The organism is Rheinheimera baltica, assembly GCF_030731985.1.
Classification (GTDB): domain Bacteria; phylum Pseudomonadota; class Gammaproteobacteria; order Enterobacterales; family Alteromonadaceae; genus Alishewanella; species Alishewanella baltica.
The window spans coordinates 134,196-159,491 of sequence record NZ_JAPJDY010000003.1 but is presented as its reverse complement, the minus strand read 5'-3'; the positions used below and the strand labels follow the sequence as shown (position 1 = coordinate 159,491).

Below are 25,296 nucleotides of genomic sequence, written 5' to 3'. Positions count from 1 at the left end.
CGGCATTTTGCAGGAGTTAATGATGAAACTTACAACAACCCTGTCGCTGCTGGCACTGGCCAGCACAGCGGCATTTTCTGCCCACGCCGTTGATTGCACGGCGCTGCCAGTATGGCAAAGCGATGCCGCTTATGGCGGCGGAACTGAGGTGCAACAGCAACAGCAGGCATTTAAAGCTAACTGGTGGACCCAGGGTAACGACCCGCTTAGCCACTCTGCGCCCTACCAGGAATGGAGCTTGCTGGATGCCTGTGATGGTGCTGAGCCAGACCCTGAACCTGATCCAGATCCAGAACCCGAACCTGACCCAGAACCTGAGCCAGACCCTGAACCTGAGCCAGACCCAGATCCGGAACCAGACCCGGGCGTACCGGGTGACAGCAGTTGCCGGCCTGATGGCCTTTATCAAACCCCAGGCGTTAATGTGCCTTATTGCACGGTATATGATGCCGATGGCCGCGAAATTATCAGCCAGGATCATCCACGGCGCATTATTGGTTACTTCACCAGTTGGCGCCATGGCAAAAATGGCCAGCCGGCGTATTTAGCCTCAGATATTCCTTGGGACAAAATTACTCATATTAACTATGCCTTTGCCCATGTGAACGGCGCTAATCAGGTGTCGGTGGGCGACGCAACAGACCCTAACAACGCCTCTACCGGTATGGCGTGGCCAGGCATTGCCGGCGCCGAGCTCGACCCGAACCTGCCGTATAAAGGTCACTTTAACTTGCTGCAAAAGTACAAACAGCAGCATCCGCATGTAAAAACGCTGATCTCAGTCGGCGGCTGGGCTGAAACTGGCGGTTACTTTGACAGCAACGGCGAACGTGTTGCCAGTGGTGGCTTTTATAGCATGACCACCAACAACGACTTAAGCATTAACCAGCAAGGTATTAATACGTTTGCCGACTCTGCCGTAGCCTTTATCCGCCAATACGGCTTTGATGGTGTCGATATAGATTACGAATACCCCACCAGCATGAATGACGCCGGTAATCCGGACGACTTTGCCCTGGCCAACAGCCTACGCGGCGGTTTGATGCGCTCGTATATCGAGCTGATGAAGGTGTTGCGACAGAAGCTGGACACTGCCGGCGCGGCAGACGGTAAGCATTATCTGCTGACTATCGCCTCGCCGTCATCCGGCTATTTGCTACGTGGTATGGAAGCGTTTCAGGTTACCCAATACCTGGATTACGTTAATATTATGAGCTACGACCTGCACGGTGCCTGGAACCAGTTTGTCGGCCATAACGCCGCGCTGTTCGATACCGGTGAAGATGCTGAGCTGGCAGCCTGGAATTACTACAATACCGCGCAATACCAGAATATTGGCTATCTGAACACCGACTGGGCGTACCGCTATTTCCGCGGCACCATGCCAGCCGGGCGCATTAATATTGGTATTCCGTATTACAGCCGTGGCTGGAAAGACGTACAGGGTGGTAACTTTGGTTTATGGGGCAGTGCAGCATTACCCAACCAAAGTGAATGCCCTCCTGGCACCGGCGGTAGCAAGGTAAGCAAATGCGGCAACGGCGCAGTAGGCATAGATAACCTGTGGCACGATAAAAACACCATGGGTAGTGAAATGCCCGCTGGATCTAACCCGCTGTGGCACACCATGAACCTGGCTGAGGGCATCAGCGCCAGTTATTTCAGCCTGTATGATTTAGACCCAACTAACCCAGAGCATCAGCTGTCCGGCAGCTACAGCCGCCACTACGACGCTACTGCCGTTGCGCCCTGGTTATGGAACGCCGAGAAAAAGGTATTTTTATCGGTTGAAACCGAACAAAGCATCGCTGCCAAAGCGGAATACGTAATTGATAATGGCATTGGTGGCGTGATGTTTTGGGAGCTGGCTGGCGACTACGGCTGGGATGCTGCTAAAGGTGAGTACTTTATTGGTAATACCCTCACCACACAGTTTTACAACAGCTTTAACACCGCTAGCCCTTATGGCGCCGTAAAAGCAGAACGGGTAATGCCTGCGCAAGCCGCAGATATTCGCCTGAGTGTCAGCGACTTTAAGCTGGGCGATCAGAACTTCCCCATCAACCCCAAACTTACCCTGACTAACTACAGTGACAGCACTATACCGGGCGGCAGCAGCGTAAGCTTTGATGTACCAACAGCGATACCGGACACCATCAGCGATCAAAGTGGCTTTGGTTTAACGGTAATAGAAAGTGGCCGAAACGCCACTGGCAATAATATCGGCGGCCTGCAAAATAACCTTCATCGGGTTGCTTTTACTCTGCCGGCTTATTTAACGGTAGCCAGTGGTGAAAGCGTAACCATAACACTGAATTATCAGCTACCCATGCCAATGCCATCGAACTGGGTGTTAACAGCTAACGGCAACGAGTACGCTTTTGCTGAAGAATATCCGCAGTTGCCGGAGGTTGATATTGCTGCAGGAGACGGTGGCGATGGAGGTGATGGTAGCGGCGATAGCTGTGGTGGCATCACAGCACCTATTTACCCTTACCCGCAGTGGCCGCAAACCGACTGGGCCGGTAACCCCAGCCATGCCAGCGGCGGCGACCATCTGTCGTATCAGGGTGGCGTGTATAAAGCCAACTGGTGGACCAATTCCGTGCCCGGCAATGATGGCAGCTGGAGTTTTATTTGTAATTTATAGCGCTTAATAACCAAAGCGGTTGGGCTGAAAGCTCGCCGCTTTTCCTTGGCTAAGGGTTTTGAGTAATGCGGTGAGAGGGTAACGCTTTTCAGGCTCGTCGCAGCAACTCGCACCCGCTCGGGCGGGCACTCAGACACTCTGCGCCGCCCTGCCAAGGTCACGCCACTCACCAATGTCGAATACAGTGCAGCCGGGAAGCGTCATGGCTGCAAAGGAGTTCAAAATATGAACGTAAAACATGTAATACCTGCATTACTCTCAACCAGCCTGCTATTTATCAGCTTGCAAGCCAGCAGCCATGGCTATGTTGAATACCCTAAAGCTCGTCAACAAATATGTAAAGACGACGGTGGTTACTGGTGGCCAGCCAATGGCAGCGGTATTCCTAATGCCGCATGTCGCGCCGCTTACCAGCAATCTGGCGGCTACATGCTCACCCAACACCATGAATTTTCTGCCAATGTTGGCGATTATCGCAATATGGCCGCCGTGCAAAACGTGGTTAGTGACGGTAGCCTGTGCGCCGCTGGCGACAGTAATAAAAGCGGCATGGATATTCCGTCAGCCGAGTGGCAGCGCACTACAATAGATCTGGCGCAGCAAACTGAGCTGACACTGCGCTTTCGTGCTACCACACCGCATAACCCCAGTTTCTGGCAAATTTATTTAACTAAGCCCGGCTATGATGCTACCGCTGCTCCCTTAAGTTGGAACCAGCTAGAGCTTATTCACCAGCAAAGCGATGTGCCGGCTGATGCCGGTTACTACACGCTGCAGGTACCATTAACAACAGATCGTAGCGGCCCAGCTGTGCTGTATACCCGCTGGCAACGGGTTGACGTGGTAGGAGAAGGCTTTTACAACTGCTCTGACATTGAACTGGTCAATGGCAACGATGACACCCCGCCGCCAGTGTGGTTTGATAAAGGCGCCTACGTTAACTTGCAAACACCCGCTGAAGTCGGCGGCTATGCGCAACTAAGGCTGTTTGATGCCAACGGGCAGGAGCTAATAGACCAAAGCTGGCAAATCACCGCTGCCAATATCGCTAATGCGCTATGGGCAACTGAACTGGCTACGCAGATAAACACGCAATACAGCAACCTACTGCAAATTGGGGTGTTAAGCAGCAATAATGTCGCCTTTAGCAGCGATTTAGCCGCTAACCGCGCCTATGTAAGGGATAACAGTTACTATTATAACCTTGACCTGCGCCCGGCTGACAACGGCGGTGATGGTAACGATAACGGCAACTGCCCTGATTATGACTTAACCACAATAAACACCTATCCCAACTGGCCTCAACCCGACTGGCAAGGCAACCCAAGCCATGCTGGTAGCGGCGATAAGCTGATTTACCAAAGTGCGCTTTACCAAGCCAACTGGTGGACGCAAAGCCTGCCTGGTAGCGACAGCAGCTGGACGCAGCTGTGTAGCTGGTAGCTACTAGCACTTTAACTTGTGCAATAATAACAGGCCGCAATCGCGGCCTGTTATTAACGGATAAGCGCTTCAGCTACCTGCAGCTTTAACGCCTCGGCGGCATCGCGGCCGGTAATGCCCTCGGCTAGCACCAGAGTTTTACCATCTATATCAGCTTGTAAACGGAAGTATTCAGTGCGTTTGCCTTCTCCACTTGTTGATGACAGTGTTTGCTTAATGCTTAGCTGTTGCTCAGTTGTCAGTTGCGCTCGGCGCTGATATAGCTGAATACCAAACATAGAGCGCTCCATCCAAACCTGGCCCGGTGATACGCTGGCTTTCAAGCCGCGCCCCAGCCAAAACAGACCAAATAATAACGTCAGTAAGCCTAACGGGGTAAAAATCAGCGCCATTAGCCATAGCATTGCGGTTTCTTCTAACGCTTTATAACTAAGGAATACTCCGGCCCCGCTAAAAATAGCACCAACTATGATTAATGTTGACGCTGTACCTGTATGCCGGCCTGGCTGACTGGTTAAATGCAAGGTGTTGCCCTCTACCTGCTGCAGGATCTGACGGGCCGCATTGTTAAACCCTTCCGCTGTGCGTCTTTGCTGTTGCAGCGCCACTTCGCTGGCGTGGGGCTGCCAGCTGCAACGCCTGTTGCCGGCAGTAACCGGCAAGGTCCACTGCCGGCTAAACTCCAGCGGTTCTTTATTCAGAGTAAGTTCGCCTTTGCAGCTCAATTGCCACTCAATGCGGCCGGAATATCTGGCATCTTCACCACTGGTCGGTAAATGTCCGGGCACGTTTAATGCCAGCCAGAACTTGCCATCTACCGTGCGTGACACCTCGCATTCAGCTGACCACAATGAGTCACGCTGGGTAGTGCGGTTTTTACCACTACCGCTCTGATAAACATGCAAGCAACTCAATGTTGCCTGCGGCAACTGTTCAAAGCTGCCATGCTGCGAGGTAAAATAGCCACCCACCTGACCACCCGCGTTGCCGGGAAAAGGATCGGCAAAAAACGGCGTTTTGCCAATTTTTTGCCACTGTTTAAGCTTGTTGCGGCCTTGCCACATCAATAGTGCACCGGCTAGTGGAAACACCAGCACCAACAATACCGCGTAATTAGCTTTTGGCAGCTCATCAGTTATTGCCATGTAACTGATGGGAGCACCGATAGCCAAAAATAGCGCACCCAGCGCCAGCATGGTCAGATAGCCGGTCTTGCTATTACTGGCGATGCCCTCTGGAGGCGCTTCGCCTTGCAGCATCGCCTGCTCTACCAAGGCCTGTTTATGGCCATACAGCAGTAAAAACATCATCAACGCCGAAATGCCGCAAAACATTGCCATAAACATCAGCCCGGCACCGGGCTGACCATCACGGAAAAATGCTACACCACCGGCGATACCAGCCAGCATAAATACACTTAAAAAGGCCAGGCCGAACCAGGGCAAACTCTTATCATTATTATTATGCTGCCGTTTGCGCATGCTTTCCTCCGCCTGACATTTTGCGACCAACTATATATCTGCAGTTTTACAATAGCTCTGCAACTAACGCAACAGTGTGTTAAACACACAAGGCTAAGAATAAATATGCCTTAAAAGTGGATATAAAATCACTAATCACCTAAAATGACAGGCTTTGTTGCAGCCTTTCTTGGCATTTTGTCATGCAGCTGCCATCTTTATGACTTATATAATCATGTTCTCATTATAAGGAAGCCTTCTGCCCGTGCGCACTACTGAACTTGTCTCCGGTTTTCGTCAGTCTGCTCCATACGTTAATGCACACCGCGGTAAAACATTTGTGGTGATGCTCGGTGGCGAAGCGATTAGCCAAAGCGGTTTTCGCCATATTATCAATGATGTTGCCTTGCTTAACAGCCTTGGTATTAAAGTAGTGTTGGTGTATGGCGCTCGCCCTCAAATTAATGCCGCTTTACAACAGGCTGGTTTGGAGCCGACCTACCACAACAGAGTGCGGGTAACAGATGACGACTCTTTCAAGCTCATTAAGCAGGTAGCCGGTGCACTGCAATTGGATATCACGGCGCGCTTGTCGATGAGTTTAAGCAATACACCGATGCAGGGTGCACAAATAAACGTGGTTAGCGGTAACTTTGTCATTGCACAGCCGCTAGGCGTGGACGAAGGTGTCGACTACCATCATAGCGGCCGGGTGCGTCGTATCGATGCTGCCGGCATACGCCGCCAGCTAGACAACAACGGCATTGTATTAATGGGGCCTATTGCAGCATCGGTTACCGGCGAAAGCTTTAACTTAACTGCAGAAGATATCGCCACCCAGGTCGCGGTAAAGCTTAAAGCAGACAAGATGATTGGTTTTAGCGAAATAGGCGGCATTATTGGTGAAGATGGTGAAATTACTGCAGAGTTAATGCCCAATGCAGCAGAAAAAATTATGCTGGATATGGAGCAGCAACCCAATGCGTGTCCTGGCACTCTGGCATTTTTGCACGCTTCAATTACGGCTTGCCGCGCTGGCGTGCCGCGTTGCCACTTAGTCAGTTACGACGAAGACGGTGCGTTGCTGCAGGAGCTGTTTTCCCGTGATGGTATAGGTACGCAAATTGTAACTGAATCAGCAGAAAAACTGCGCGCCGCTACTATTTCAGACATCGGTGGTATTTTGGATTTAATCCGCCCGCTGGAACAACAAGGCTTACTGGTGCGGCGTTCTCGCGAACAGCTGGAAATGGAAATTAACCAATTTACCTTAATTGAACGTGATGGCTTGGTGATAGGTTGCGCTGCACTGTATCCGTTCCCTGACGATAATGTCGGTGAGTTTGCCTGCTTAGCCGTGCACCCGGATTACCGTGATGCTGACCGCGGTAGCATCTTACTCAAAGCCGTGATCCAACAAGCACGCCAGCGCAAATACAGTAAGTTGTTTGCGTTAACTACACGTAGCATTCACTGGTTTTTAGAGTTGGGCTTTGAACTGCTAACAGTGGACGACTTACCGGCGCAGAAAAAACAGTTGTATAACTATCAACGCCGGTCGAAAATTCTTGCGATTACGTTGTGATCAAACAGATTGATCTACCTGTGCAGTAACTTGTTTGCCCAGAGCGCGAGCTGTTGTCCATTTACCGCCGGATACCGTTAGCACCTGCCCTTGCCAGTTTAGTTGATATTCTCGACTGGCTTTACTGGCATTGGCAGAGCCGCTCAGTAAGGGACGCACGCCGGCAAAATCAGCCAGTACGCTATCTTTGGTGCAGGTTGGTAAAAAATAGTGGTTATACACATTCAGCAGATAGTCGCGCTCTGCCGCTGAGCAGCGAATAGCTTCGTCCAAGTGCTGTCGAACTTCCGTGGTACCCAGCAAGGTTTTACCCTGATAAGGCAACACAAACACGATACGCGCCTCACCGGGCACTTCGAGCATATGGCCGTAACGGCCTATAGGTGGCAGTAATAGATGGCTGCCACGGACTAAATCCAGCGGTTGTTGCATTAAGCCCGAATGCTGCAGTAATTGCTGGCTCCAAGGGCCAGCAACATTAACTACGCGGTCAAACTGTTGCCAGCCGCTGTGTAGCAAGACTTTGGCATCAGCAGCCACCTGCTTTACCGGACTATGCTCAAACAACTGAACGCCGGCTTTGCTGCATTGCTCAGCCATCCACATGCCCAGTTTTTGGTCGTCCATCTGGCCATCAAAAAACAGGTAGGCTCCCTGTAGCCCCTCAGCTTTTAGGTTTGGAGAGCAACGTAAAGCTTGCTGCGCAGTTAACCAACGATGGCGGCCAATACCTTTTCTGCCAGCGAAACTATCGTAAAGCCAGAGGCCTATTTTTAGCTGCCAACGCGCGCGACGTGAATCGTGATACAGCGGATATAAAATGGGTAAACGCCGCGTTAATTGCGGTGCTTTTTTTAGCCACCAGCGTCGTTCTTGCAAAGCTTCACGCACTAAACGAAATTCGCCTTGCTCCAGATAGCGCAGCCCGCCATGCAGTAGCTTAGACGAAGCGGCACTAGTGGCCTGCATCAGGCTATCACGCTCAAACAAGCTGACCTTGTGTCCGGCTAACGCCAATTGCCAGGCACTGCTCAAACCATTGATACCGCCACCTATTACCGCAATTTTCATTAGCCACCTGTCTTAGCCTGTTAGAGCAATATCATCCCGATGTACCACTTCTTCACTGGGACAAAAACCCAGAGTGTCGACAATTTGCAGGCTGTGCAGGCCTTTAATCAGTTGCAACTCAGTAGCGCTATACTGGCAAATACCTTTCGCCAATTGTTTGCCTTCGGCATCACATAGCCAAATTGCATCGCCTTTATCAAACTGCCCATTCACTGCAATAATACCTTTAGCCAGCAGTGAAGCGCCTTTAAACTGCAAAGCCTGTGCTGCACCGCCATCTAACATTATGCTGCCCTGGCTTTTTAAACTGTGTAACAACCAGTGCTTTTTGGCGCTGCGTTTATCCTGCTGTTTTACAAATAAAGTGCCTGCTTTTTCTCCGCGCAGCAGCGCATCAAAACTAGTAGCACTTTGCCCATTAATAATGAGTGTATCAACGCCTTGGCGTGTGGCCTTATCAGCGGCCTGAATTTTCGTCACCATACCACCGGTGCCAATAGCATGGTGGCTATCACCGGCCATCGCGTATATATCAGCCGTGATCTGATCTACCTGAGCAACAAAACGGGCATCTGCTACTGTACGCGGGTTTGCGGTATAAAGCCCGTCAATGTCAGAGCAAATGATAAGTGCATCTGCACCCACCGCTATTGCCACCATTGCCGCCAAATTATCATTGTCACCAACCCGAAGCTCAGCCGTAGCAACGCTATCGTTCTCATTAACAATGGGTAATACCTGGTTGGCTAATAAGGTACGCAGTGTATTATCAATATTTAGGTAGCGACGGCGGTCAGCCAGATCGTCGTGTGTTAGCAGAATTTGGGCGCAGCGAAAATCGAACAGGTGGCTCCAGGTAGCCATCATCTCTGTCTGCCCCACGGCCGCCATTGCCTGTTTGATATTAATGGGTAAAGGCTGATGAGCAAAAGCGATAGCAGAGCGCCCTGCGGCAACACTGCCTGAGGAAACCAGCACAACTTCACAGCCCTGCTGACGACATTCACTAATAAACCGCGCTATAGCGAGTAAATAACGGGTAGAGCAGCCTTTTGCATTAGGAGAGATTAGCGCACTGCCTACTTTAATGACAATGCGCCGCCAAGCTGAATTCAACATAGAAACACCTTAATACTGCTGTATTGTAAGCAGCTTAAAGTTTAGGCGTCTATATGTCTATTTAATTCTTTGCACTGGCCATAGCCATTTCGCAATTGCCAACTGATAAATGGGTAAAACCACCATATGCTGCAATAACGAGTTGATCATCAGTCAGCTTTTTTACCTGCCAGCTAACCTGGCCACTACCGTAAGCCGGGTGGTCAACAACAAAAGAACCCGGCTCTTGACGAATGGGGTACTTAAACGTATCCATACGTTGGTCCTGGCTAACGTGCTGCACCATTTGGCGCTCACTAAAAATCCAGGTTTTTCGTAAGGCGTTGTCTTGCTCAACGGTACCACCAAGCACACTAGATGTACCTATTTCGCACCAACTTCCGGTAATAAGGTTATCCACAGCCTGCTCAGTTTGCTCAGCAAAGCGAATATCCAACTTTACTTCCTCACCCTGCCGGCAAGGTTCGCCTTGAAATACAACTTCACCAGCCTCGTCAGTACATTTATAAACGTCCGCGACAGCCGGCTGCAGTATGCAAACACTGCTTAATATAAGCCACAAGCGCAATATTTTTGTCATTATTCAATCCTTTATATCTGCCACAGTCTTACTGTTCGGCAACTAAACGTGCTTACAATACTCAAAAAATCTCCCGAAGTGAACAATGTTGACAAAATAAACAAAAACTCAACAATGCCAAGCAGATAAAGTGGTTATAGTTCAGCACGAATTCAGGTGTATAAACTAAGCTATACACAAATATTGTCAGGAGTTTCTTATGCGCAACGCTTCAATAATTATTTCTCTCGTTTCTGCTAGCCTGGTTATCGCAGGGTGTGCGTCAACGGAGTACTCGAATACGTCAAAAGGCGCCGCTATAGGTGCTGTTGTTGGCGCAGTTGCTGGTAAAGCCACGGGTAACCACAAAGATAAACGCCTGGTGATTGGTGCTGCGGTTGGCGCGTTAGCCGGTGCTGCCGTAGGTAGCTACATGGATAAGCAAGAAAAGGCATTAAACCAGGAGCTCAGCGGCAGCGGCGTAAAAGTGGTACGTGACGGAGATAAGTTACGCTTGGATATTCCTGCTCAACTTACCTTTGATGTGAACCGCTCTGACATTAAATCCAGTTTGTTTCCCGTGTTTAATGACATCGCTAAAGTATTGCGTGATTACCCTAAAACCATGCTAGTGATTGCGGGTCATACCGATGATACAGGCCCTTATCAATACAACATGAACTTGTCTCAACAACGTGCTGACAGTGTTAAACAGTATTTGATTGCACAAAATGTGCAGGGTATACGGGTAGAAACTGAGGGCTATGGCCCAAATTACCCCATAGTACCGAACACGTCAGACGCAAACCGGACCCAAAACCGCCGTGTAGAGATTCATATAGAACCGGTTGTTGAATAAACCCATGCTGCATACACCACCGTCTTGAACGGTGGTGTTTAATTTATTAATAAAGACCATTTAATATTTAGCAATATCAAAGCCCTGATCTACGTGTTTGCACTGGACTGCCTGAAGCGAGCGCTCTGCATTTGATTCAAATTACACAAAAACTCTCACATTCATTCTACCGAGCCTAATAATGCAGAGGCCTTAAGTTTCTCTGTCAGCTATTTAGTAGGTTGCTGGCACTCCAAAAAAACACAATAATGCCAACAAAATTAAACATTTTTTACAAAACGCAAACTCTTAGCTAAGCTACTGCCTGAGCTAATCTCCGATAAGCTCATTTTACTGCTTGTTGCCTGACTAAGAGGAGTAATCAGGCATGCCGTCAGCAGTTATTCAGACAATAACAATAAGGAATACTGCATGCGCAACCATTATTCACTGATATCGCTAAGTGTGCTCAGTGCACTGGCTTTGACAACAACCAATACCCTTGCCCAGGACAATACCGCTGATAAGGGTGTTGAACGTATAGAGGTTACTGGAAGCCGGATTAAACAGACTGATCTTGAAGGCCGCAGCCCGGTACAAATTCTGGATCGAGATGCTATAGACCGTTCTGGTTTATCATCCATCGGCGACATTATACAAAACATTACTGCTTCAGGTTCCGCGCTTAATACTAAGTTTAACTCCAGCGGTAACTTTGGCTTTCCACCAGATGGCGGCGGTGTTGGCGCAGGAGCAACCACTGTCGACTTACGCCATCTTGGCGCAAAGCGTGTATTGGTATTGGTTGACGGTATCCGTTGGGTAAATGAAAGTTCTGCCTCTGGCGTAGGCGGCGTAGTGGACTTAAATACTATACCACTGGCAATTGTTGAGCGGATAGAGGTGCTTGAAGACGGCGCATCATCAATCTACGGCTCTGATGCAATCGCTGGCGTCGTCAATATTATTACCCGGCGCTCATCGACCGGCGCCACCATCAGCAGCAGCTTTGGTCAATATAGCAAGGGCGACGGTGATACCAGCACCTTTGAACTGAGTTTTGGTGGTGAAAGTGATAAACACAGCTACTTTATCGCGGCCAGTTATAACGAGCAGAAGTCGGTATTTGCCAATACCAGAGCTCAGTCTAGCCTGCCGGTACCCGGCACGGGTTTAGCCTTTGGCAGCTCTGCTATTCCGGGTGGGCGCTTTATCATAACCGATCCCAATACTGGTTTTACCCAGGATCTGGTACCCAATGCAGGTGTATCCAGCCCTGATTATGATGCGGCACTGGGTGAAAGTTGTGACCGAACTGACGATTTTCATTGTTTTACCAATGATGACCGCTTTAACTACGCAAGCTATAACCTGCTACAAACGCCGAATAAACGCATTTCGTTATATACCCAACAACGTTATCAATTCACTCAGGATACCAGCTGGTATATACGGGCACTTTATAATCAACGTAATAGTGTGAACCAGGCGGCACCGGAGCCGATGTTTATCGGCACAGCCGTACCAAGTAACTTTTGGTTAGATAATCTGACTATAGCCGCTGACAACCCTTACAACCCTTTTGGTTTCGATTTGGTAGCGTCAGGTGCTAACCCTAATTTAATTTTGGCAGGACGTCGGCCGGTAGAAGGCGGTGCACGTCGTTTTGAACAAAATGTTGATACCTTTTACGTCGGTAGTGGCATCGAGGGCCAGTTGGAATTATCAGACCGACTGTTCTATTGGGATGTAAATGCGGCTTACAGCACCAACCGGGCGACGCAGAACAATTTTGGCAGCTATAACGCCCGACGCATTGCCACAGCACTGGGCCCCTTGGCTAACTGCGATGCTGATCCGGCCTGTGTACCATTAAACATCTTTGGTGCTGGCAGTATTACACCAGAAATGTTCGGCTATATTCAGCCAGTAGTGCAGGATTCAAGCGAAAACAAACTGAGTCTGTATTCGGCTAACATCACCGGCGATATTGTTGAACTACCTGCTGGGGCCCTGAGTTTTGCCTCAGGTTGGGAATACCGGAAATATACCGGCCAATATCGGCCAGACGGTTTAACCGTAGCAGGTGATTATAACGGCGTGGTTTCCCTGCCAACGGCCGGCTCACTGAATGTGAACGAACTGTTTGTAGAGTTCAATGTGCCGTTGTTGGCAGATCTACCACTAGCTAAACAATTGGATTTAAGCCTCGCCAGTCGTTACTCTGATTACTCCACCTTTGGCAGTGAAACTACCAGTAAAATTGGTTTCCGCTATCTGATGCAAGATGAACTGTTGTTCCGCGGCAGTTGGTCAGAAGGCTTCCGAGCGCCAAATATTGGCGAATTATTTGGCTCGGCCAGTGGTTTTGATGCAGTGTTGTCAGATCCCTGTTCACAACCTACGGCAGACCTAATAGCAAATTGTGCCACACTTGGCGTGCCAGCAAATTATCAGCAACCTAATCCGCAAATCAGCGTTGTTACAGGTGGTAATCGTGATTTGGCGCCGGAAACATCTACTAGCTACAACCTAGGTGTGGTGTTTAGCCCGGAATTTGCCGTAGCTAAAGCATGGTCTGAGCGGATGGATATCAGTGTTAGCTGGTATCAACATGAACTGGAAGGTGCTATACAGGCGTTAGATGCCCAGACACAGCTTAATCTGTGTGTGCAAACGCTTTCTGATACCTTCTGCGATGGTATAGGCCGTAATCAGCTTGGCGCTATCGACCAATTTAGCAACGTACTGACTAATATCGGTAGTATAGAGACCTCTGGTTTCGACTTTGATGTTGGCTTGCTATTACCGCAAACTGAATTCGGTCAGTTTGACATTAAGTTTCGAGCAAGTCTGGTAGACGATTACACTGTGCTGGATGCCAATGGCCAGCAACAGCCCAAAACTGTCGGCATAGAAGTTAATGATTCTGCAATTCCCGAGTGGAGTGGCAATCTGGCTTTAAACTGGAAACGTGACGCCTGGCAAGCAAGCTGGACCATGCGTTATACCAGTGATTTGGAGGAAAGTTGTGGTGATGCAGCTAGCTTCGCCATCTGCCGAAATGACCCAGAAGTAGGACGTAATCGACTAGGTAGCACCACTTACCATGATGCCCAGCTGAGCTGGAGCACCGATGCGGTGCTCTCTGGCATGCAACTAAGCTTTGGTGTGAACAATCTGTTTGGCAAAGAGCCGCCGGTATGTTTATCCTGTTCTCTTAATGGATATGACCCGTCGACGTATGATATGCCAGAAAGCCGCTACTGGTACCTAAGAGCTTCGTTCAGTATGTAATAACAAAAAACCCCGCAACTGCGGGGTTTTTTATATTCTAAGCTAATAAAATTTTTTAGTTCTTAGCGTACTGACGTTCTAAACCAACAACTTTAGACTTTAAGCCAGCAAGGGTTGCCTGCTCAGTGCTGATTTTTTCATCGTACAGCTCAGTTAATCTATCAATTTTTTGCTGAAGTGCTGCAAGCTCTTCAGCTTTAGGATAACTGCGGCGCATTTTGTATAAGTCAGCTTTCAACTCATCCAAACGCTCCTGCTTTTCCTGCTCAAGTTTGCTAATTTGAAACTCAACAAAACGGCCCTGCCGTTTTACAGCATCAACTTGCTGTTTAAATTCACCGCGAGTGCCAATCATTGCTGTGCCGAGCGGGCGCATGTCGACTTGTTCAGCTTCATCCGCACAAGGGAACTGGCTAAACTCAACAACACCATTATTTTCGCACTTATAAACAGCTGCTTGAGCTGAAAATGCGCCTAAAACCAATAAGTAACTTAATTTTTTCATTCGACACCCCACTTATGAGCAACAAATGTACAGAAATCTTACCAAAATCGCAAGTAAACCGATTTATTTATTTTACTTTTCTACTATGCGCTTATCCATTTTGCAATGCTTTCTTCATAAAGTTTGGCCACGCAGAAGCCGCCTGGTGTACAGCGACATTGTAGTATTCCGTACTGAATGGCGCAGCAGCTGCGTCGGCTTCGCGAAAACCATTTATGGTTTCGCCCTTACGCGCCATAGTGCAAGTCCACCAACCTGACGGATACACCATTTGTGGAAAAAGCAATGTTTGCAAGCTGTCAAAGCCAACATCCTGCATGGCCTGGCGCATATCTTTTAGTAAAGGCATATGTATTAACGGTGATTCGCTTTGTTGAACCAAAATACCGCCATGGCGCAATGCCTTGCGGCAGCTGTCATAAAATGCCCGATTAAACAACCCTTCACCCGGGCCGATAGGATCGGTTGAGTCCACGATAATAACGTCGACCGACTCTGGTGCTGCTTCACGCATAAATTTGATACCGTCATCAAATTTCAATGTGGCGCGCGGGTCGTTATTTGATTCACATAGTTCCGGGAAGTATTTTTCAGACATCCTGGTAACTTGCTCATCAATGTCAATTTGAGTTACCGTCTCAACGTCTGGGTGTTTTAATACTTCACGTAAGGTGCCGCAGTCACCGCCGCCGATGATAACCACGTTTTTTGGATTAGCATGGGTAAATAATACCGGGTGGCTCAACATTTCATGGTATAAAAAGTTGTCGCGGCTGCTAAGCATTATAACGCCATCGATAACCATTAAATTACCAAAATGAGTGGTTTCAAACATTTCGATATGCTGAAAAGGCGACTGCACTTCATCCAGTTTTTTTGTGATAGCCAAACCAAAGGCGCTGCCGCTGGGGGCGAAAATTTCAGTGAACCAATTGTTGTCGCCAGACATAGTATTACCCTCAAAACAAATTAGCCGTATATTTTGCCTTTTTACGCCGCCAAGAACAAATATTTCCATGTTTTTTGCTGCAGCTTTAACGTATTGGCTTTAAACTATGCACATCTCAATTTTAAAGGAACGACAATGGCCGACTGGGGCACTGAAAAAGCACGCTCTACCTACAACGTAGCGGTATGGAGTGATGGGTACTTTGATGTCAACACTGATGGCGATCTGGTGGCATATCCCGATCAAGACCACAGTAAGAATGGCATTAGCTTTCCCGAGCTAACTGCTAGATTTAAAGACGAAGGTTTAACCCTGCCGGTGCTGGTGCGCTTTACTGATATTTTGCAGCATCGGGTCGATACATTGATTAAATCTTTTCAACAGGCTAAAGCCGAAAAAGACTATCAAGGCCAGTACACTGCGGTATATCCAATAAAGGTAAACCAGCAGTTTTCAGTGGTAAAGCGCTTAATCAGCCATGACAGTGGTAAAGTAGGTTTGGAAGCCGGTAGTAAGCCTGAACTAATGGCAATTTTAGGTGTGACGGATCAACCTCTGCAAATTGTCTGCAACGGTTATAAAGACAGTGAGTTTTTGCGTCTGGCGACTATTGGCCAAATGATGGGCCATACCGTCTATGTCGTCGTCGAGAAACTATCAGAATTAAAAACGCTGCTACGCGAGATTGATAACCTGAACGCGGCGCCACGCATTGGTATCCGTATCCGGTTAAACTCGGTAGGTAAAGGTAAATGGCAAAATACCGGCGGTGAGAAAGGTAAGTTTGGTTTAACTGCCACCCAGGTATTACAAGCCATCGACGTTCTGCGTGACGCCGGCAAGCTAGATTTACTGCAGTTAGTACATTTTCACATCGGCTCGCAAATTGCCAACATACGTGACATTCATAATGCTATTCGCGAATGCGCACGCCATTATGCTGAATTGCGTACCTTGGGTGTGCCTATCACCACCGTTGATGTAGGGGGTGGCTTGGGTGTTGACTACGAAGGGTCAAAATCACGTTCTGCCTGCTCCATGAACTACACCATGATGGAATATGCCCGCAATGTAGTAAACGGCTTAAAAGAAGTGTGTGATGAGTACGACTTACCGCACCCTAATATCATTACCGAGTCAGGCCGCGCAATGACAGCGCATCATGCGGTATTGGTTACTGATGCTATCGATATTGAACGGGCTCCTGGCTTGGTTAACCTGCCAGAACCCAGTGAAGACTCACCCACGGTAATTTTGGGTTTGTGGGAAGCATATCAAAACGTAACGCCGCGTACTGCGATCGAAGCGTATCATGACGCTGTACACTATTTTACAGATGCACATGCGCAGTATGTCCACGGTTTGCTGACATTAAAAGACTGGTCGTTGCTGGAGCAAATTTACTTTGCCACTATTAATAAGGTAAAAGCGAATCTGGATTTATCCGCTCGTTCACATCGTTCCATTCACGATGAGCTAAACGAGAAACTGGCCGACAAGTTGTTTGTTAACTTCTCTTTGTTCCAGTCAATGCCAGATGCCTGGGGTATCGATCAGCTGTTCCCGGTAATGCCACTAGAGCGAATGAATGAGCCACTTAATCACCGCGCCATTATTCAAGACATCACCTGTGACTCTGACGGTCAGTTGAAAAGCTATGCGGATGGTAACGGTATTGAAACAAGTTTGCCGCTGCCGTTGTATAAAGAAGACGAGCAGTACCTGCTAGGTATGTTTATGGTTGGCGCCTATCAGGAAATCTTAGGCGACTTGCATAACCTGTTTGGCGATACAGACTCTGTGCACGTTGAGTTAACGGATGATGGCAGTTACAAGCTAACAAACATCATTAAAGGTGACACCGTTGCTGATGTTCTGCGTTATGTGCAGTTTGACGCCAATAAACTAATTGCATCTTACAGCAAACAGTTAGCAAGATTGGATATGGCTAGCAGCAAAAAAGATGAATTGCTGGATGAACTAAAAGCCGGCGTTTATGGTTACACCTATTTTGAAGATTAAGGTAAACTAGCCACTGATCAGATGTGTTAACAGCAGGCTTGCCTGCTGTTATTATTTTTACCGGAAGACATATTAACCGGTCACGGATATCAGGTGCTGTTATGTTACATTTTTTGCCCCACCCGCTAACAGGCGTTATTTCACTACTGTTGTATGTCGTTAACACGCTGTTTTGGTGCATTCCTATCATGTTATTAGCCATTCTTAAACTGCCACCCGTTGTACGCTGGCAAAGCTGGATGAGCTACTTATTAGACGCCTGTGCCGTAGCGTGGATCAGTGTAAATAATTTAACTACGCGCTTGTTTACCCGAATTCGCTGGAAAGTATCCGGCCTGGAAGCCCTATCCCGCAAAGACTGGTATCTGATCCTAGCTAACCATCAGTCCTGGGCAGACATTCTGGTACTACAGAATGTGTTTAATCGAAAAATTCCATTTATTAAATTTTTTCTAAAAAAAGAACTGATTTATATACCATTTTTAGGTATGTGCTGGTGGGCTTTGGATTTCCCCTTTATGAAGCGTTATAGCAAAGCATTTTTACAGCGTAACCCGCACCTAAAGGGCAAAGACATTGAAACAACCCGCAGAGCCTGCGATAAATTCCGCTTTAAACCTGTGACGATCATGAATTTTGTCGAAGGCACCCGCTTTACCGTTGATAAACACCAACAGCAACAATCTCCGTATTCGCATTTACTCAAACCTAAGGCTGGTGGAGCTGCCTTTGTATTGGGTGCTATGGGCGAACAACTGCACAAAATTCTTGATATAACGATTCATTACCCAACGGGTATTCCCAATTTTTGGGATTACATTTCCGGTAAAGTTCGTGATATAACAGTGCAAATTAATATCATCCCAATTACACCTGAGTTACTGGGCGATTACAACGACATACAATACCGTGAGCGCTTTCAGCAGTGGATAAACCAACTTTGGCAACACAAAGACAGCCAGCTGAGTAAGCTAAAACAGGGAGTTAAGCAGTAATGTTACATTTCTTACCGGGCTGGTTGTTGTTACCCTTCAGTTTTGCGTTGTTTAGTTTGAATCTGGCATTGTGGGGGCTGTTAGTTACACCACTGGGTATTATTAAACTCCTTCTGCCATTTAAACCTGTCCATCGCATAACGGCTTTGGCCGGTAAAGGCTGCTATCGTGGCTGGACTATCGGCAATACGGCGATCATTAACCTGTTCAACCAAGTTGATTGGCAAATCAGTGGTGCGCAAACATTAGAGCAGCATAGTTGGTATTTACTGATATCTAACCACAGAAGCTGGCTTGATATTCCAGTTGTTAGCACTGTTGCACATCGTCGCATTCCAGAACCGAAATTCTTCTTAAAAGATCAGTTGAAGTGGTTGCCATTTCTGGGCACGGGCTGCTGGGCACTTGATATGCCTTTTATGAAACGCTACAGCGCTGCACAACTAGCAAAACGGCCTGAGCTAAAAGGCAAAGATATCGAAACAACACGCAAGTCTTGCCAAAAGTTCAAAACCGTACCGACAACGATTATCAACTTTGTTGAAGGCACTCGCTTTACCGACACTAAAAAACAACAAAAACAAAGCCCGTTTCAGTTTTTGTTGCCACCCAAGGCCGGTGGTATTGCCTTTACATTGGCTAGTATGGGAGAACAATTTAACGCTATTTTAGATTTTACCGTTTTATACCCCGATAACCCACAACACGCTGCGTTGGATATGCTTATGGGCAAACTTAAACGCGTGGTGGTGCAGGTAGAAACCTTGCCGATTGACCAACATATTATCGGTGACTATTTCAATGATGAGCAATTTAGGCAAGGTTTTCAGCAGTGGTTAAACCAGCGTTGGCAGCATAAGGAGCAGCTGATCTATCAGTACCATCAGACCAACTGCCTGGCTGAAACTACGGAGCAATTACCATGCTAAATGATGTATTGATGCAACTAGCACAGGCGGTTCGCTGGCCTGAACCCTGGTTAGAAGCCTTTATTCTTGGCTGCAACATTGTGATTGCAACTGTTATCGTAGCGCTATGTTTTTATCTTGCCAGAGGTTTTTTAAGGCCGATATTAGCACGGGTGCTGGATAAACTAGATGGCCGGTTAACCACTGAAACAGCTCTTGAGCGTGGCAAGCTGGCTAGCCGAGTGGCGCATTTACTGCCAGCTATAGTGCTGCAAGCGTTGTCGCCTCTTTTGTTTAGCCATTACGAACATCTGAGTTCCGTTTTAGCTATTGTGGTACTGCTGTATCTCTATCTTTTTATCGGTATGGCCATTGCCGCTGCCATCTCCTTAATTGGCAAAAGCTATGCTCATTTAGTTACTAACCCAACTATCCCTTATCAGGGTATTTCACAGTTACTAAAGTTACTGACCTTTATTTTGTTCAGTATCTTAATTATCAGTACCACGTTAGGCAAATCGCCAGCATTACTGCTTAGTGGTTTGGGGGCGTTAACCGCAGTATTATTATTGGTATTTAAGGACGCAATTCTAGGTTTTGTCGCCAGTATTCAGATAGCCGTTAACAATATGGTTAATGTAGGTGACTGGATCGAAATGCCGAAATATGGTGCTGATGGTAGTGTCATCGAAATTGCGCTGACCACCGTAAAAGTCAGAAACTGGGATAATACCATTACCACAATTCCCACTTATGCCCTGATATCAGACTCCTTCAAGAACTGGCGTGGCATGCAACAATCTGGCGGGCGCAGAATAAAACGCGCTATTAATATTGATATTAATACTATCCGTTTTATCAAAGGCGATGAGTTAGAACAGTTAAAACAGCGCAGCCGATTAAAAGCCTTCTTTGAGCAGCCCGATGTGATAAGCCTATTGGCATCTGACGATGTAACGAACATCGCCTTGTTGCGTTATTATGTACGGGATACCTTACGCCAGCATCCGGATATCAATCAGAATATGACCTTGATGGTACGTCAACTCCAACCGACCGAAGTGGGCTTACCTATAGAAATATATTGCTTTAGTGCCGACAAAAACTGGTTGAATTACGAAGCAATACAAGCCGATATTTTTGATAGATTATTTGCCATTTTGCCAGTTTTTGATTTAGCCGCGTTCCAGCGGATTGGCTCCCGCCAGGAACTTCCACTTCGTGGCTAGATGGCTTTATAAGCGCGCAGCAGAATGTTGCGCGGTGTAACCTGATAATCACAAAACTCAGTTAGGCTCACACAATAACCTTGCTGCTGTAAAAACAACGCTTTATCCAGCGATAGCCATAGCTCCAGTGGGCGGCGAAAAATATGCCGGATTAAATCAATACGCTTTACCAATGCCGCGCGCTTTTCAGCACGCGCCATGTAACAGGCCCAGTCAATGTTCTCCGGTAGATTGATGCTGTGTTGTGCTGCCGCCCAACTAACAAAATCGCTTAACTCGTGTGTAAACCAATGTTTGGCTACCGAAGACAATGGTCGATATTGCTTGTCGTTGGTAACCTCTGCACGTAACTCATCGTAGACCAACCGCCAAAGCACTTCGGTTGCGCGCAGTTTTTCTATACGGTCTCCTGCTGTAACCTGGCCCTGCACGGCAAGTTTTAAATCTTCTTTGGATAAGGTTAAATCCACTTGCTGAGCTAGACTAGACAGCGGTCGATAATGGCTATTGGGGATGAGGTGATAGCAGCATGGCACCAAGTGCAATTGACGGCACTGCGCCTGCACCATCTGCTCTAAAAGCGTGATATGTAATTGACCACAGGCGTGCAATGCGACAATTTGCTGTTCTGGCTGCAGAATAGCAGTCAGCGGCTGGGTTAATACATCATCACAAACAAACCGTTGCGGCAGTTGATATTTTTCAGCCAACTTCTCTCCCGCGTCACAAAGTGCACGTTGCCATTCAACACTCGTTACCGGTTGAGTAAAACGATGCGCTAATATACGCCCCAAGTGCCCTTTTCCCGCACACCACTCAATAATTGGCAATGCACTGGGAGTCCAATGCTGACATAACGCGTCAATTTGTTGCAACTTACGCCCGCCAATTCCGTTGGCTAACCAAAATGGCAGCGCAGCAACATCTTGCAGCATCGGCTGAGAAGGCAGCTTGGTTAACTCAAACGCAGCAGGGAAAAACGCGGAAAAAGCTTGTTGCAGTGCATTAGGATCAGTATCAAGACATGCGATTTCAGTGTCATTAAGCGACCATAAGTAGGCATTAAGCTCGTTGTGCTGCCACGGTAATTCAGCACAATTAAATGGCAATATTTGCCAAAAAGCCCGGTTATTACTTAGCAACGCCGTGAGTTGTTGAAAGTGATCCGTAATGCTTAACGCCATAAAATACCATCACCCTTTTGCCAGCGCCAACCTTGTGCTTTATAGTGAAGCTGTTCGAATATATAAAGGCTACTATGATAATTCAACGAGTCAGCAGTAACAGCAATTTTATTAGCTGGGCAGGAAGCATTCTGCTATTGGCATTATTTGCTTATCTGGGGTGGGTTGATTATCAACAAATGCAAACCATGGCGGCCATACAAAAATGGGCTGTGGCTTATCTCGTCAGTGAACTGCTGTTACTCTTGCTGTTATCAGATATGCAGCGCGTTACACGCCAACTTATGTCGCGTTTGCGCTATGAACAAGAGGCAAAGCAACAGCAACAAGCCGCTGAAAGTAAACAACATCAACATGCATTGAGTATCCTTAATAATATTGCAGCCAGCTTTTCGCCAGATTGGCACCAGCAAATGCGCGACGCGCTGCATGTAGCGTCTGATTATCTGCAATTACCGATAGCTATTCTCAGCAATATTGAAAAAAATAATTATCAGGTTATTGTGCAGTACACCGTAGATAACAGCTTGCAAGACGGTGCTAATTTTGACCTGGGCGAAACTTACTGCAGCATCACAATGCAGTCAAAGCAGGTTATCGCTATTGACCAAATGCACGCTAGCGAATACGCCAGCCATCCTTGTTACAACAATTTTAAGTTAGAAAGCTATATTGGCGTGCAAGTGTTAGTTGAAGGCAGCCCTTATGGTACGGTTAACTTTTCATCTGCAGAAGCCAGGCAACGTCCGTTTAGCCAACTTGAAATCGAATTTATCAGCCTTTTAGCGCGCTGGATCGGCAGCGTGTTAGAGCGCCGCCGCTATTTGGATGCGCAAGTAGAAGTTGCGCAACGTCTGAAAAAAGTGTCAGCCCAATTACCTGGTATGGTATATCAGTTCAAACTAACCCCTGACGGTAAAGCAAGCTTTCCTTATAGCAGCGATGGCATAAAAGAGATATATCATCTCACGCCGGAGCAAGTATTAAATGACGCCTCAGCAGTATTTGACCTAACTCATCCTGATGATGTCTTACTCGTTAAAAGTACGATTTCTGAGTCAGCAAAACGGCTATCAAAGTGGATAATTGAATACCGGATAAAATACCCGGATGGTGAAGTTGCCTGGGTTGCAGGCAGGGCTGTTCCTGAAAAACAGCCAGACAGCAGTATTCTTTGGCATGGCTTTATAACGGATATTACTGAACGTAAACAAATTGAAAAGTTAAAAGATGAATTTGTCTCTTCAGTCAGTCATGAACTACGCACCCCCTTAACCTCTATTGCTGGGGCCATCGGACTGCTGCATGGTAAGGTTCTTGGTGTTTTACCTGAAAAGGCCGCAGAAATGGTCGGTATGGCCATGGCGAATGTGCAGAAATTACAAATTCTGATAAATGACTTACTGGACATGGATAAACTCGTCGCAGGCAAAATGCAGTTTGATATGCAAACCCAACCGTTATTGCCGATTCTGCAAAAGTCAGTGTTGGACAATAAGAACTATGCTGAGCAGTATAAAGTACACTTTAACTTACACGATAAAATAGATGATATTTGGGTAAATGTAGACAGTTTACGTTTGCAGCAAGTGATGACTAATTTACTGTCCAACGCGGCTAAATTTTCTCCACCAAATGCTGAAGTTGATATTGTCATTGAGCACGGCAGCGACAAGGTAACAGTAAAGGTGATAGATCATGGCATTGGTATCAATGACAATTTTAAACCGCTTATTTTCAGTCAGTTCTCTCAAGCGGACAGCTCAGACAGTAAAATTAAAGGCGGTACCGGACTTGGCCTCGCCATAAGCAAGCAACTGATAACCAGAATGAATGGTGATATTGGCTTTGAATCTTCATTAAATCATGGCGCAGAGTTTTATATTCGTCTGCCCGTGGCTATCGAAACAGCACAACTATCTGAGGCTTTTTATGACTGACCTACAACGTATTATGCATGTGGAAGATGATCCATCCATTCAACAGGTAGCTAAAATTGCGCTGGAAGCTGTGGGCGGTTTTACTGTGCATACCTGCAGTTGTGGCCAGCAGGCGCTGGATGACTATACCAGCGTTGCGCCACAGCTTATTTTGTTAGACGTAATGATGCCTGGCATGGACGGACCAACCACACTGCAACATTTACAGCAAAAGTATGATTTGGCCAAAGTTCCTGTCGTATTTATGACAGCAAAAGTACAGAGTAACGAAGTTGCGTCTTACAAAAAACTCGGCGGCGCTGACGTAGTAGTAAAACCATTCGACCCAATGACGCTATCTGACCAGATCCGCCAAATCTGGACAGATTTTCAGCGTTAGTGTCTTAGTACAACAGGCTGTACAATTTTCGCCGATACAATGAAGCAACCGCATCGCCCTTAGGTAAAGCTGCTAAGATGTCCAGATACAATTTTTTGCTACTGCCAAAGTTAAGATCGTGTTGCAGTATGCTAAACAGTACTGCCAGCGCATCTTCACTGCGCTGCACGGCTTGATATTGCACCGCCAGTTTCTCTTTAAGCTCGGCATTGTCAGGTTCAGCAGTTAACCTGGCTTCCAGCGCCTTAATTTCCGGTGTGTCAGCCGCCTCTTTTGCCAATGCTATTTTAGCCAATACTGACTTATACAATGCATCCTGATCGGCCAGTTTAATTTCTTCCAATAAGCTTTCAGCCTGGGGTAACTGGCCTAAATTTACCGCAGTATCTGCCAGCCAAAGCTTTATTTCTGTGCGCTGTGGCGCTAACGTCAAAGCATCTTTTAACAGCGGGTAAGCGCCGGCGTAATCTGCTGTAGCTAACAGGGCTTCTGCCTGTGCCAGCAAATCGTCTTCCGGCTTAGGTAAGTATGCGGCTAATTTTTCACGAATGGCCTGTTCAGTTTCTACGCCAGCAAAACCATCTACCGGCCGGCCTTGCTTAATCATCATGACCGTAGGTAGCGACTGCACACCAAATTGCATCGCCAGATCAGGTTCTTTGTCGCAGTCTACCCTGGCTAACAATAATTGTTGCGGATACTGCTGCACAATACGCTCAAGTATAGGGCTGAGCTGTTTACAGCCCTCACTACGTGCAGACCAGAACTGAAACAACACCAATTTATCCATTGAGGCATCTAATACCTCACGGGCATTACTCACTGAGACATCAACAATAGGTTGTGACATAAGAAAGAAAAATCCTGTATGAACCAAAGCAAACGAATTGCTAATACTATGTGGGCACTGTAACGTCTTTGCAAGCCTTGTCAAACCTGAACTAAGCGCCAAAAAAGCATCGACATCTGCTGCGCTATCACGTAAATTAACCTTGCGCACAAAAAAATGACTGCACAGCAGCAAATAACCATAGCGCCATAGTTTGAGTTTAACAGCTTACTCTGTTTAACCAGTTCACGTAGCAAACAATATAAAGCCACCCACGTGGTTTTAAGGTACATCAAGTGCGACTTTACCTGTAAAGCCGCAAGGTGTTTTCTTT

General features: G+C 47.2%; 19 protein-coding genes. 11 read left to right on the top strand and 8 right to left on the bottom strand.

What is annotated here, in order from left to right:
- Positions 1 to 19 precede the first annotated feature (19 nt).
- Both ORJ00_RS06205 and ORJ00_RS06200 read left to right on the top strand, forming a co-directional pair.
- The gene (locus ORJ00_RS06205; protein ID WP_306139316.1) at positions 20 to 2,650 is read left to right on the top strand and encodes a glycosyl hydrolase family 18 protein; all 2,631 of its coding nucleotides are present in this window, start codon (positions 20 to 22) and stop codon (positions 2,648 to 2,650) included.
- Positions 2,651 to 2,875: 225 nt separating this feature from the next.
- The gene (locus tag ORJ00_RS06200; protein WP_306139315.1) at positions 2,876 to 4,093 is read left to right on the top strand and encodes a lytic polysaccharide monooxygenase; all 1,218 of its coding nucleotides are present in this window, start codon (positions 2,876 to 2,878) and stop codon (positions 4,091 to 4,093) included.
- A gap of 53 nt (positions 4,094 to 4,146) precedes the next feature.
- On the opposite strand, the gene ORJ00_RS06195 is transcribed toward ORJ00_RS06200, so the two are convergent.
- Entirely contained in the window at positions 4,147 to 5,574 is a 1,428-nt protein-coding gene (locus ORJ00_RS06195; protein ID WP_306139314.1) for a hypothetical protein, read from the bottom strand.
- A gap of 244 nt (positions 5,575 to 5,818) precedes the next feature.
- On the opposite strand from ORJ00_RS06195, the gene argA reads away from it, so the two are divergent.
- Positions 5,819 to 7,138, top strand: coding sequence for an amino-acid N-acetyltransferase (gene argA / locus ORJ00_RS06190; RefSeq protein WP_027670611.1), 1,320 nt, complete (start codon positions 5,819 to 5,821; stop codon positions 7,136 to 7,138).
- Here argA and ORJ00_RS06185 read toward each other — a convergent pair whose 3' ends face one another.
- The 3 genes from ORJ00_RS06185 to ORJ00_RS06175 form a co-directional block, all read right to left on the bottom strand.
- Positions 7,139 to 8,209, bottom strand: coding sequence for a glycerol-3-phosphate dehydrogenase/oxidase (locus ORJ00_RS06185; RefSeq protein ID WP_306139313.1), 1,071 nt, complete (start codon positions 8,207 to 8,209; stop codon positions 7,139 to 7,141).
- Between the two features lie 12 nt (positions 8,210 to 8,221).
- Positions 8,222 to 9,328: a glutamate 5-kinase gene (gene proB / locus ORJ00_RS06180; RefSeq protein WP_306139312.1), complete on the bottom strand. Its 1,107-nt coding sequence runs from the start codon at positions 9,326 to 9,328 to the stop codon at positions 8,222 to 8,224.
- A 61-nt stretch (positions 9,329 to 9,389) separates the two neighbouring features.
- Positions 9,390 to 9,908, bottom strand: a complete 519-nt coding sequence (locus ORJ00_RS06175; protein WP_027670614.1) for a DUF4124 domain-containing protein — start codon at positions 9,906 to 9,908, stop codon at positions 9,390 to 9,392.
- Between the two features lie 199 nt (positions 9,909 to 10,107).
- Here ORJ00_RS06175 and ORJ00_RS06170 point away from each other — a divergent pair, with 199 nt between their 5' ends.
- On the top strand, positions 10,108 to 10,746 hold the full coding sequence (locus tag ORJ00_RS06170) for a YiaD family glycine zipper/OmpA-like lipoprotein (protein WP_306139311.1): 639 nt from the start codon (positions 10,108 to 10,110) through the stop codon (positions 10,744 to 10,746).
- 411 nt (positions 10,747 to 11,157) lie between these two features.
- Positions 11,158 to 14,022: a TonB-dependent receptor plug domain-containing protein gene (locus ORJ00_RS06165; RefSeq protein ID WP_306022058.1), complete on the top strand. Its 2,865-nt coding sequence runs from the start codon at positions 11,158 to 11,160 to the stop codon at positions 14,020 to 14,022.
- 55 nt (positions 14,023 to 14,077) lie between these two features.
- On the opposite strand, the gene ORJ00_RS06160 is transcribed toward ORJ00_RS06165, so the two are convergent.
- The gene (locus ORJ00_RS06160; RefSeq protein WP_027671417.1) at positions 14,078 to 14,527 is read right to left on the bottom strand and encodes a DUF4124 domain-containing protein; all 450 of its coding nucleotides are present in this window, start codon (positions 14,525 to 14,527) and stop codon (positions 14,078 to 14,080) included.
- Positions 14,528 to 14,618: 91 nt separating this feature from the next.
- Positions 14,619 to 15,476: a polyamine aminopropyltransferase gene (gene speE / locus ORJ00_RS06155; protein ID WP_306139438.1), complete on the bottom strand. Its 858-nt coding sequence runs from the start codon at positions 15,474 to 15,476 to the stop codon at positions 14,619 to 14,621.
- 135 nt (positions 15,477 to 15,611) lie between these two features.
- On the opposite strand from speE, the gene speA reads away from it, so the two are divergent.
- The 4 genes from speA to ORJ00_RS06135 all read left to right on the top strand — a co-directional run bounded on the left by speA (position 15,612) and on the right by ORJ00_RS06135 (position 20,630).
- Entirely contained in the window at positions 15,612 to 17,498 is a 1,887-nt protein-coding gene (speA, locus tag ORJ00_RS06150) for a biosynthetic arginine decarboxylase (protein WP_027671419.1), read from the top strand.
- A 101-nt stretch (positions 17,499 to 17,599) separates the two neighbouring features.
- Complete coding sequence (gene yihG, locus ORJ00_RS06145) at positions 17,600 to 18,493, top strand: 1-acylglycerol-3-phosphate O-acyltransferase, YihG family (RefSeq protein ID WP_306139310.1); 894 nt, start codon at positions 17,600 to 17,602, stop codon at positions 18,491 to 18,493.
- On the top strand, positions 18,493 to 19,422 hold the full coding sequence (yihG, locus tag ORJ00_RS06140; protein ID WP_027671421.1) for a 1-acylglycerol-3-phosphate O-acyltransferase, YihG family: 930 nt from the start codon (positions 18,493 to 18,495) through the stop codon (positions 19,420 to 19,422). The genes yihG (ORJ00_RS06145) and yihG (ORJ00_RS06140) overlap by 1 nt, the downstream gene beginning before the upstream one ends.
- Positions 19,416 to 20,630 (top strand): mechanosensitive ion channel family protein, encoded by a 1,215-nt coding sequence (locus ORJ00_RS06135; protein ID WP_306126444.1) that lies wholly within the window; start codon positions 19,416 to 19,418, stop codon positions 20,628 to 20,630. Before yihG (ORJ00_RS06140) ends, ORJ00_RS06135 begins: the two co-directional genes overlap by 7 nt.
- Here the strand turns inward: ORJ00_RS06135 and ORJ00_RS06130 are convergent.
- Positions 20,627 to 21,814: a methyltransferase gene (locus ORJ00_RS06130; protein WP_306139309.1), complete on the bottom strand. Its 1,188-nt coding sequence runs from the start codon at positions 21,812 to 21,814 to the stop codon at positions 20,627 to 20,629. The two genes, ORJ00_RS06135 and ORJ00_RS06130, sit on opposite strands and share 4 nt — an antisense overlap.
- Positions 21,815 to 21,888: 74 nt before the next feature.
- On the opposite strand from ORJ00_RS06130, the gene ORJ00_RS06125 reads away from it, so the two are divergent.
- Positions 21,889 to 23,754: an ATP-binding protein gene (locus tag ORJ00_RS06125; protein ID WP_306126446.1), complete on the top strand. Its 1,866-nt coding sequence runs from the start codon at positions 21,889 to 21,891 to the stop codon at positions 23,752 to 23,754.
- Positions 23,747 to 24,133: a response regulator gene (locus tag ORJ00_RS06120; RefSeq protein WP_306126447.1), complete on the top strand. Its 387-nt coding sequence runs from the start codon at positions 23,747 to 23,749 to the stop codon at positions 24,131 to 24,133. The genes ORJ00_RS06125 and ORJ00_RS06120 overlap by 8 nt, the downstream gene beginning before the upstream one ends.
- 4 nt (positions 24,134 to 24,137) lie before the next feature.
- Here the strand turns inward: ORJ00_RS06120 and ORJ00_RS06115 are convergent, their stop codons facing one another.
- On the bottom strand, positions 24,138 to 24,983 hold the full coding sequence (locus tag ORJ00_RS06115; protein ID WP_306139308.1) for a co-chaperone YbbN: 846 nt from the start codon (positions 24,981 to 24,983) through the stop codon (positions 24,138 to 24,140).
- Between the last annotated feature and the right edge of the window lie 313 nt (positions 24,984 to 25,296).

Bases quoted from the DNA above. Each gene is read 5' to 3' on its own strand.
- ORJ00_RS06205 (WP_306139316.1), top strand. From the start codon at position 20: ATGATGAAACTTACAACAACCCTGTCGCTGCTGGCACTGGCCAGCACA.
- ORJ00_RS06200 (WP_306139315.1), top strand. From the start codon at position 2,876: ATGAACGTAAAACATGTAATACCTGCATTACTCTCAACCAGCCTGCTA.
- ORJ00_RS06195 (WP_306139314.1), bottom strand. From the start codon at position 5,574: ATGCGCAAACGGCAGCATAATAATAATGATAAGAGTTTGCCCTGGTTC.
- ORJ00_RS06185 (WP_306139313.1), bottom strand. From the start codon at position 8,209: ATGAAAATTGCGGTAATAGGTGGCGGTATCAATGGTTTGAGCAGTGCC.
- proB (WP_306139312.1), bottom strand. From the start codon at position 9,328: ATGTTGAATTCAGCTTGGCGGCGCATTGTCATTAAAGTAGGCAGTGCG.
- ORJ00_RS06175 (WP_027670614.1), bottom strand. From the start codon at position 9,908: ATGACAAAAATATTGCGCTTGTGGCTTATATTAAGCAGTGTTTGCATA.
- ORJ00_RS06170 (WP_306139311.1), top strand. From the start codon at position 10,108: ATGCGCAACGCTTCAATAATTATTTCTCTCGTTTCTGCTAGCCTGGTT.
- ORJ00_RS06165 (WP_306022058.1), top strand. From the start codon at position 11,158: ATGCGCAACCATTATTCACTGATATCGCTAAGTGTGCTCAGTGCACTG.
- ORJ00_RS06160 (WP_027671417.1), bottom strand. From the start codon at position 14,527: ATGAAAAAATTAAGTTACTTATTGGTTTTAGGCGCATTTTCAGCTCAA.
- speE (WP_306139438.1), bottom strand. From the start codon at position 15,476: ATGTCTGGCGACAACAATTGGTTCACTGAAATTTTCGCCCCCAGCGGC.
- speA (WP_027671419.1), top strand. From the start codon at position 15,612: ATGGCCGACTGGGGCACTGAAAAAGCACGCTCTACCTACAACGTAGCG.
- yihG (WP_306139310.1), top strand. From the start codon at position 17,600: ATGTTACATTTTTTGCCCCACCCGCTAACAGGCGTTATTTCACTACTG.
- yihG (WP_027671421.1), top strand. From the start codon at position 18,493: ATGTTACATTTCTTACCGGGCTGGTTGTTGTTACCCTTCAGTTTTGCG.
- ORJ00_RS06135 (WP_306126444.1), top strand. From the start codon at position 19,416: ATGCTAAATGATGTATTGATGCAACTAGCACAGGCGGTTCGCTGGCCT.
- ORJ00_RS06130 (WP_306139309.1), bottom strand. From the start codon at position 21,814: ATGGCGTTAAGCATTACGGATCACTTTCAACAACTCACGGCGTTGCTA.
- ORJ00_RS06125 (WP_306126446.1), top strand. From the start codon at position 21,889: ATGATAATTCAACGAGTCAGCAGTAACAGCAATTTTATTAGCTGGGCA.
- ORJ00_RS06120 (WP_306126447.1), top strand. From the start codon at position 23,747: ATGACTGACCTACAACGTATTATGCATGTGGAAGATGATCCATCCATT.
- ORJ00_RS06115 (WP_306139308.1), bottom strand. From the start codon at position 24,983: ATGTCACAACCTATTGTTGATGTCTCAGTGAGTAATGCCCGTGAGGTA.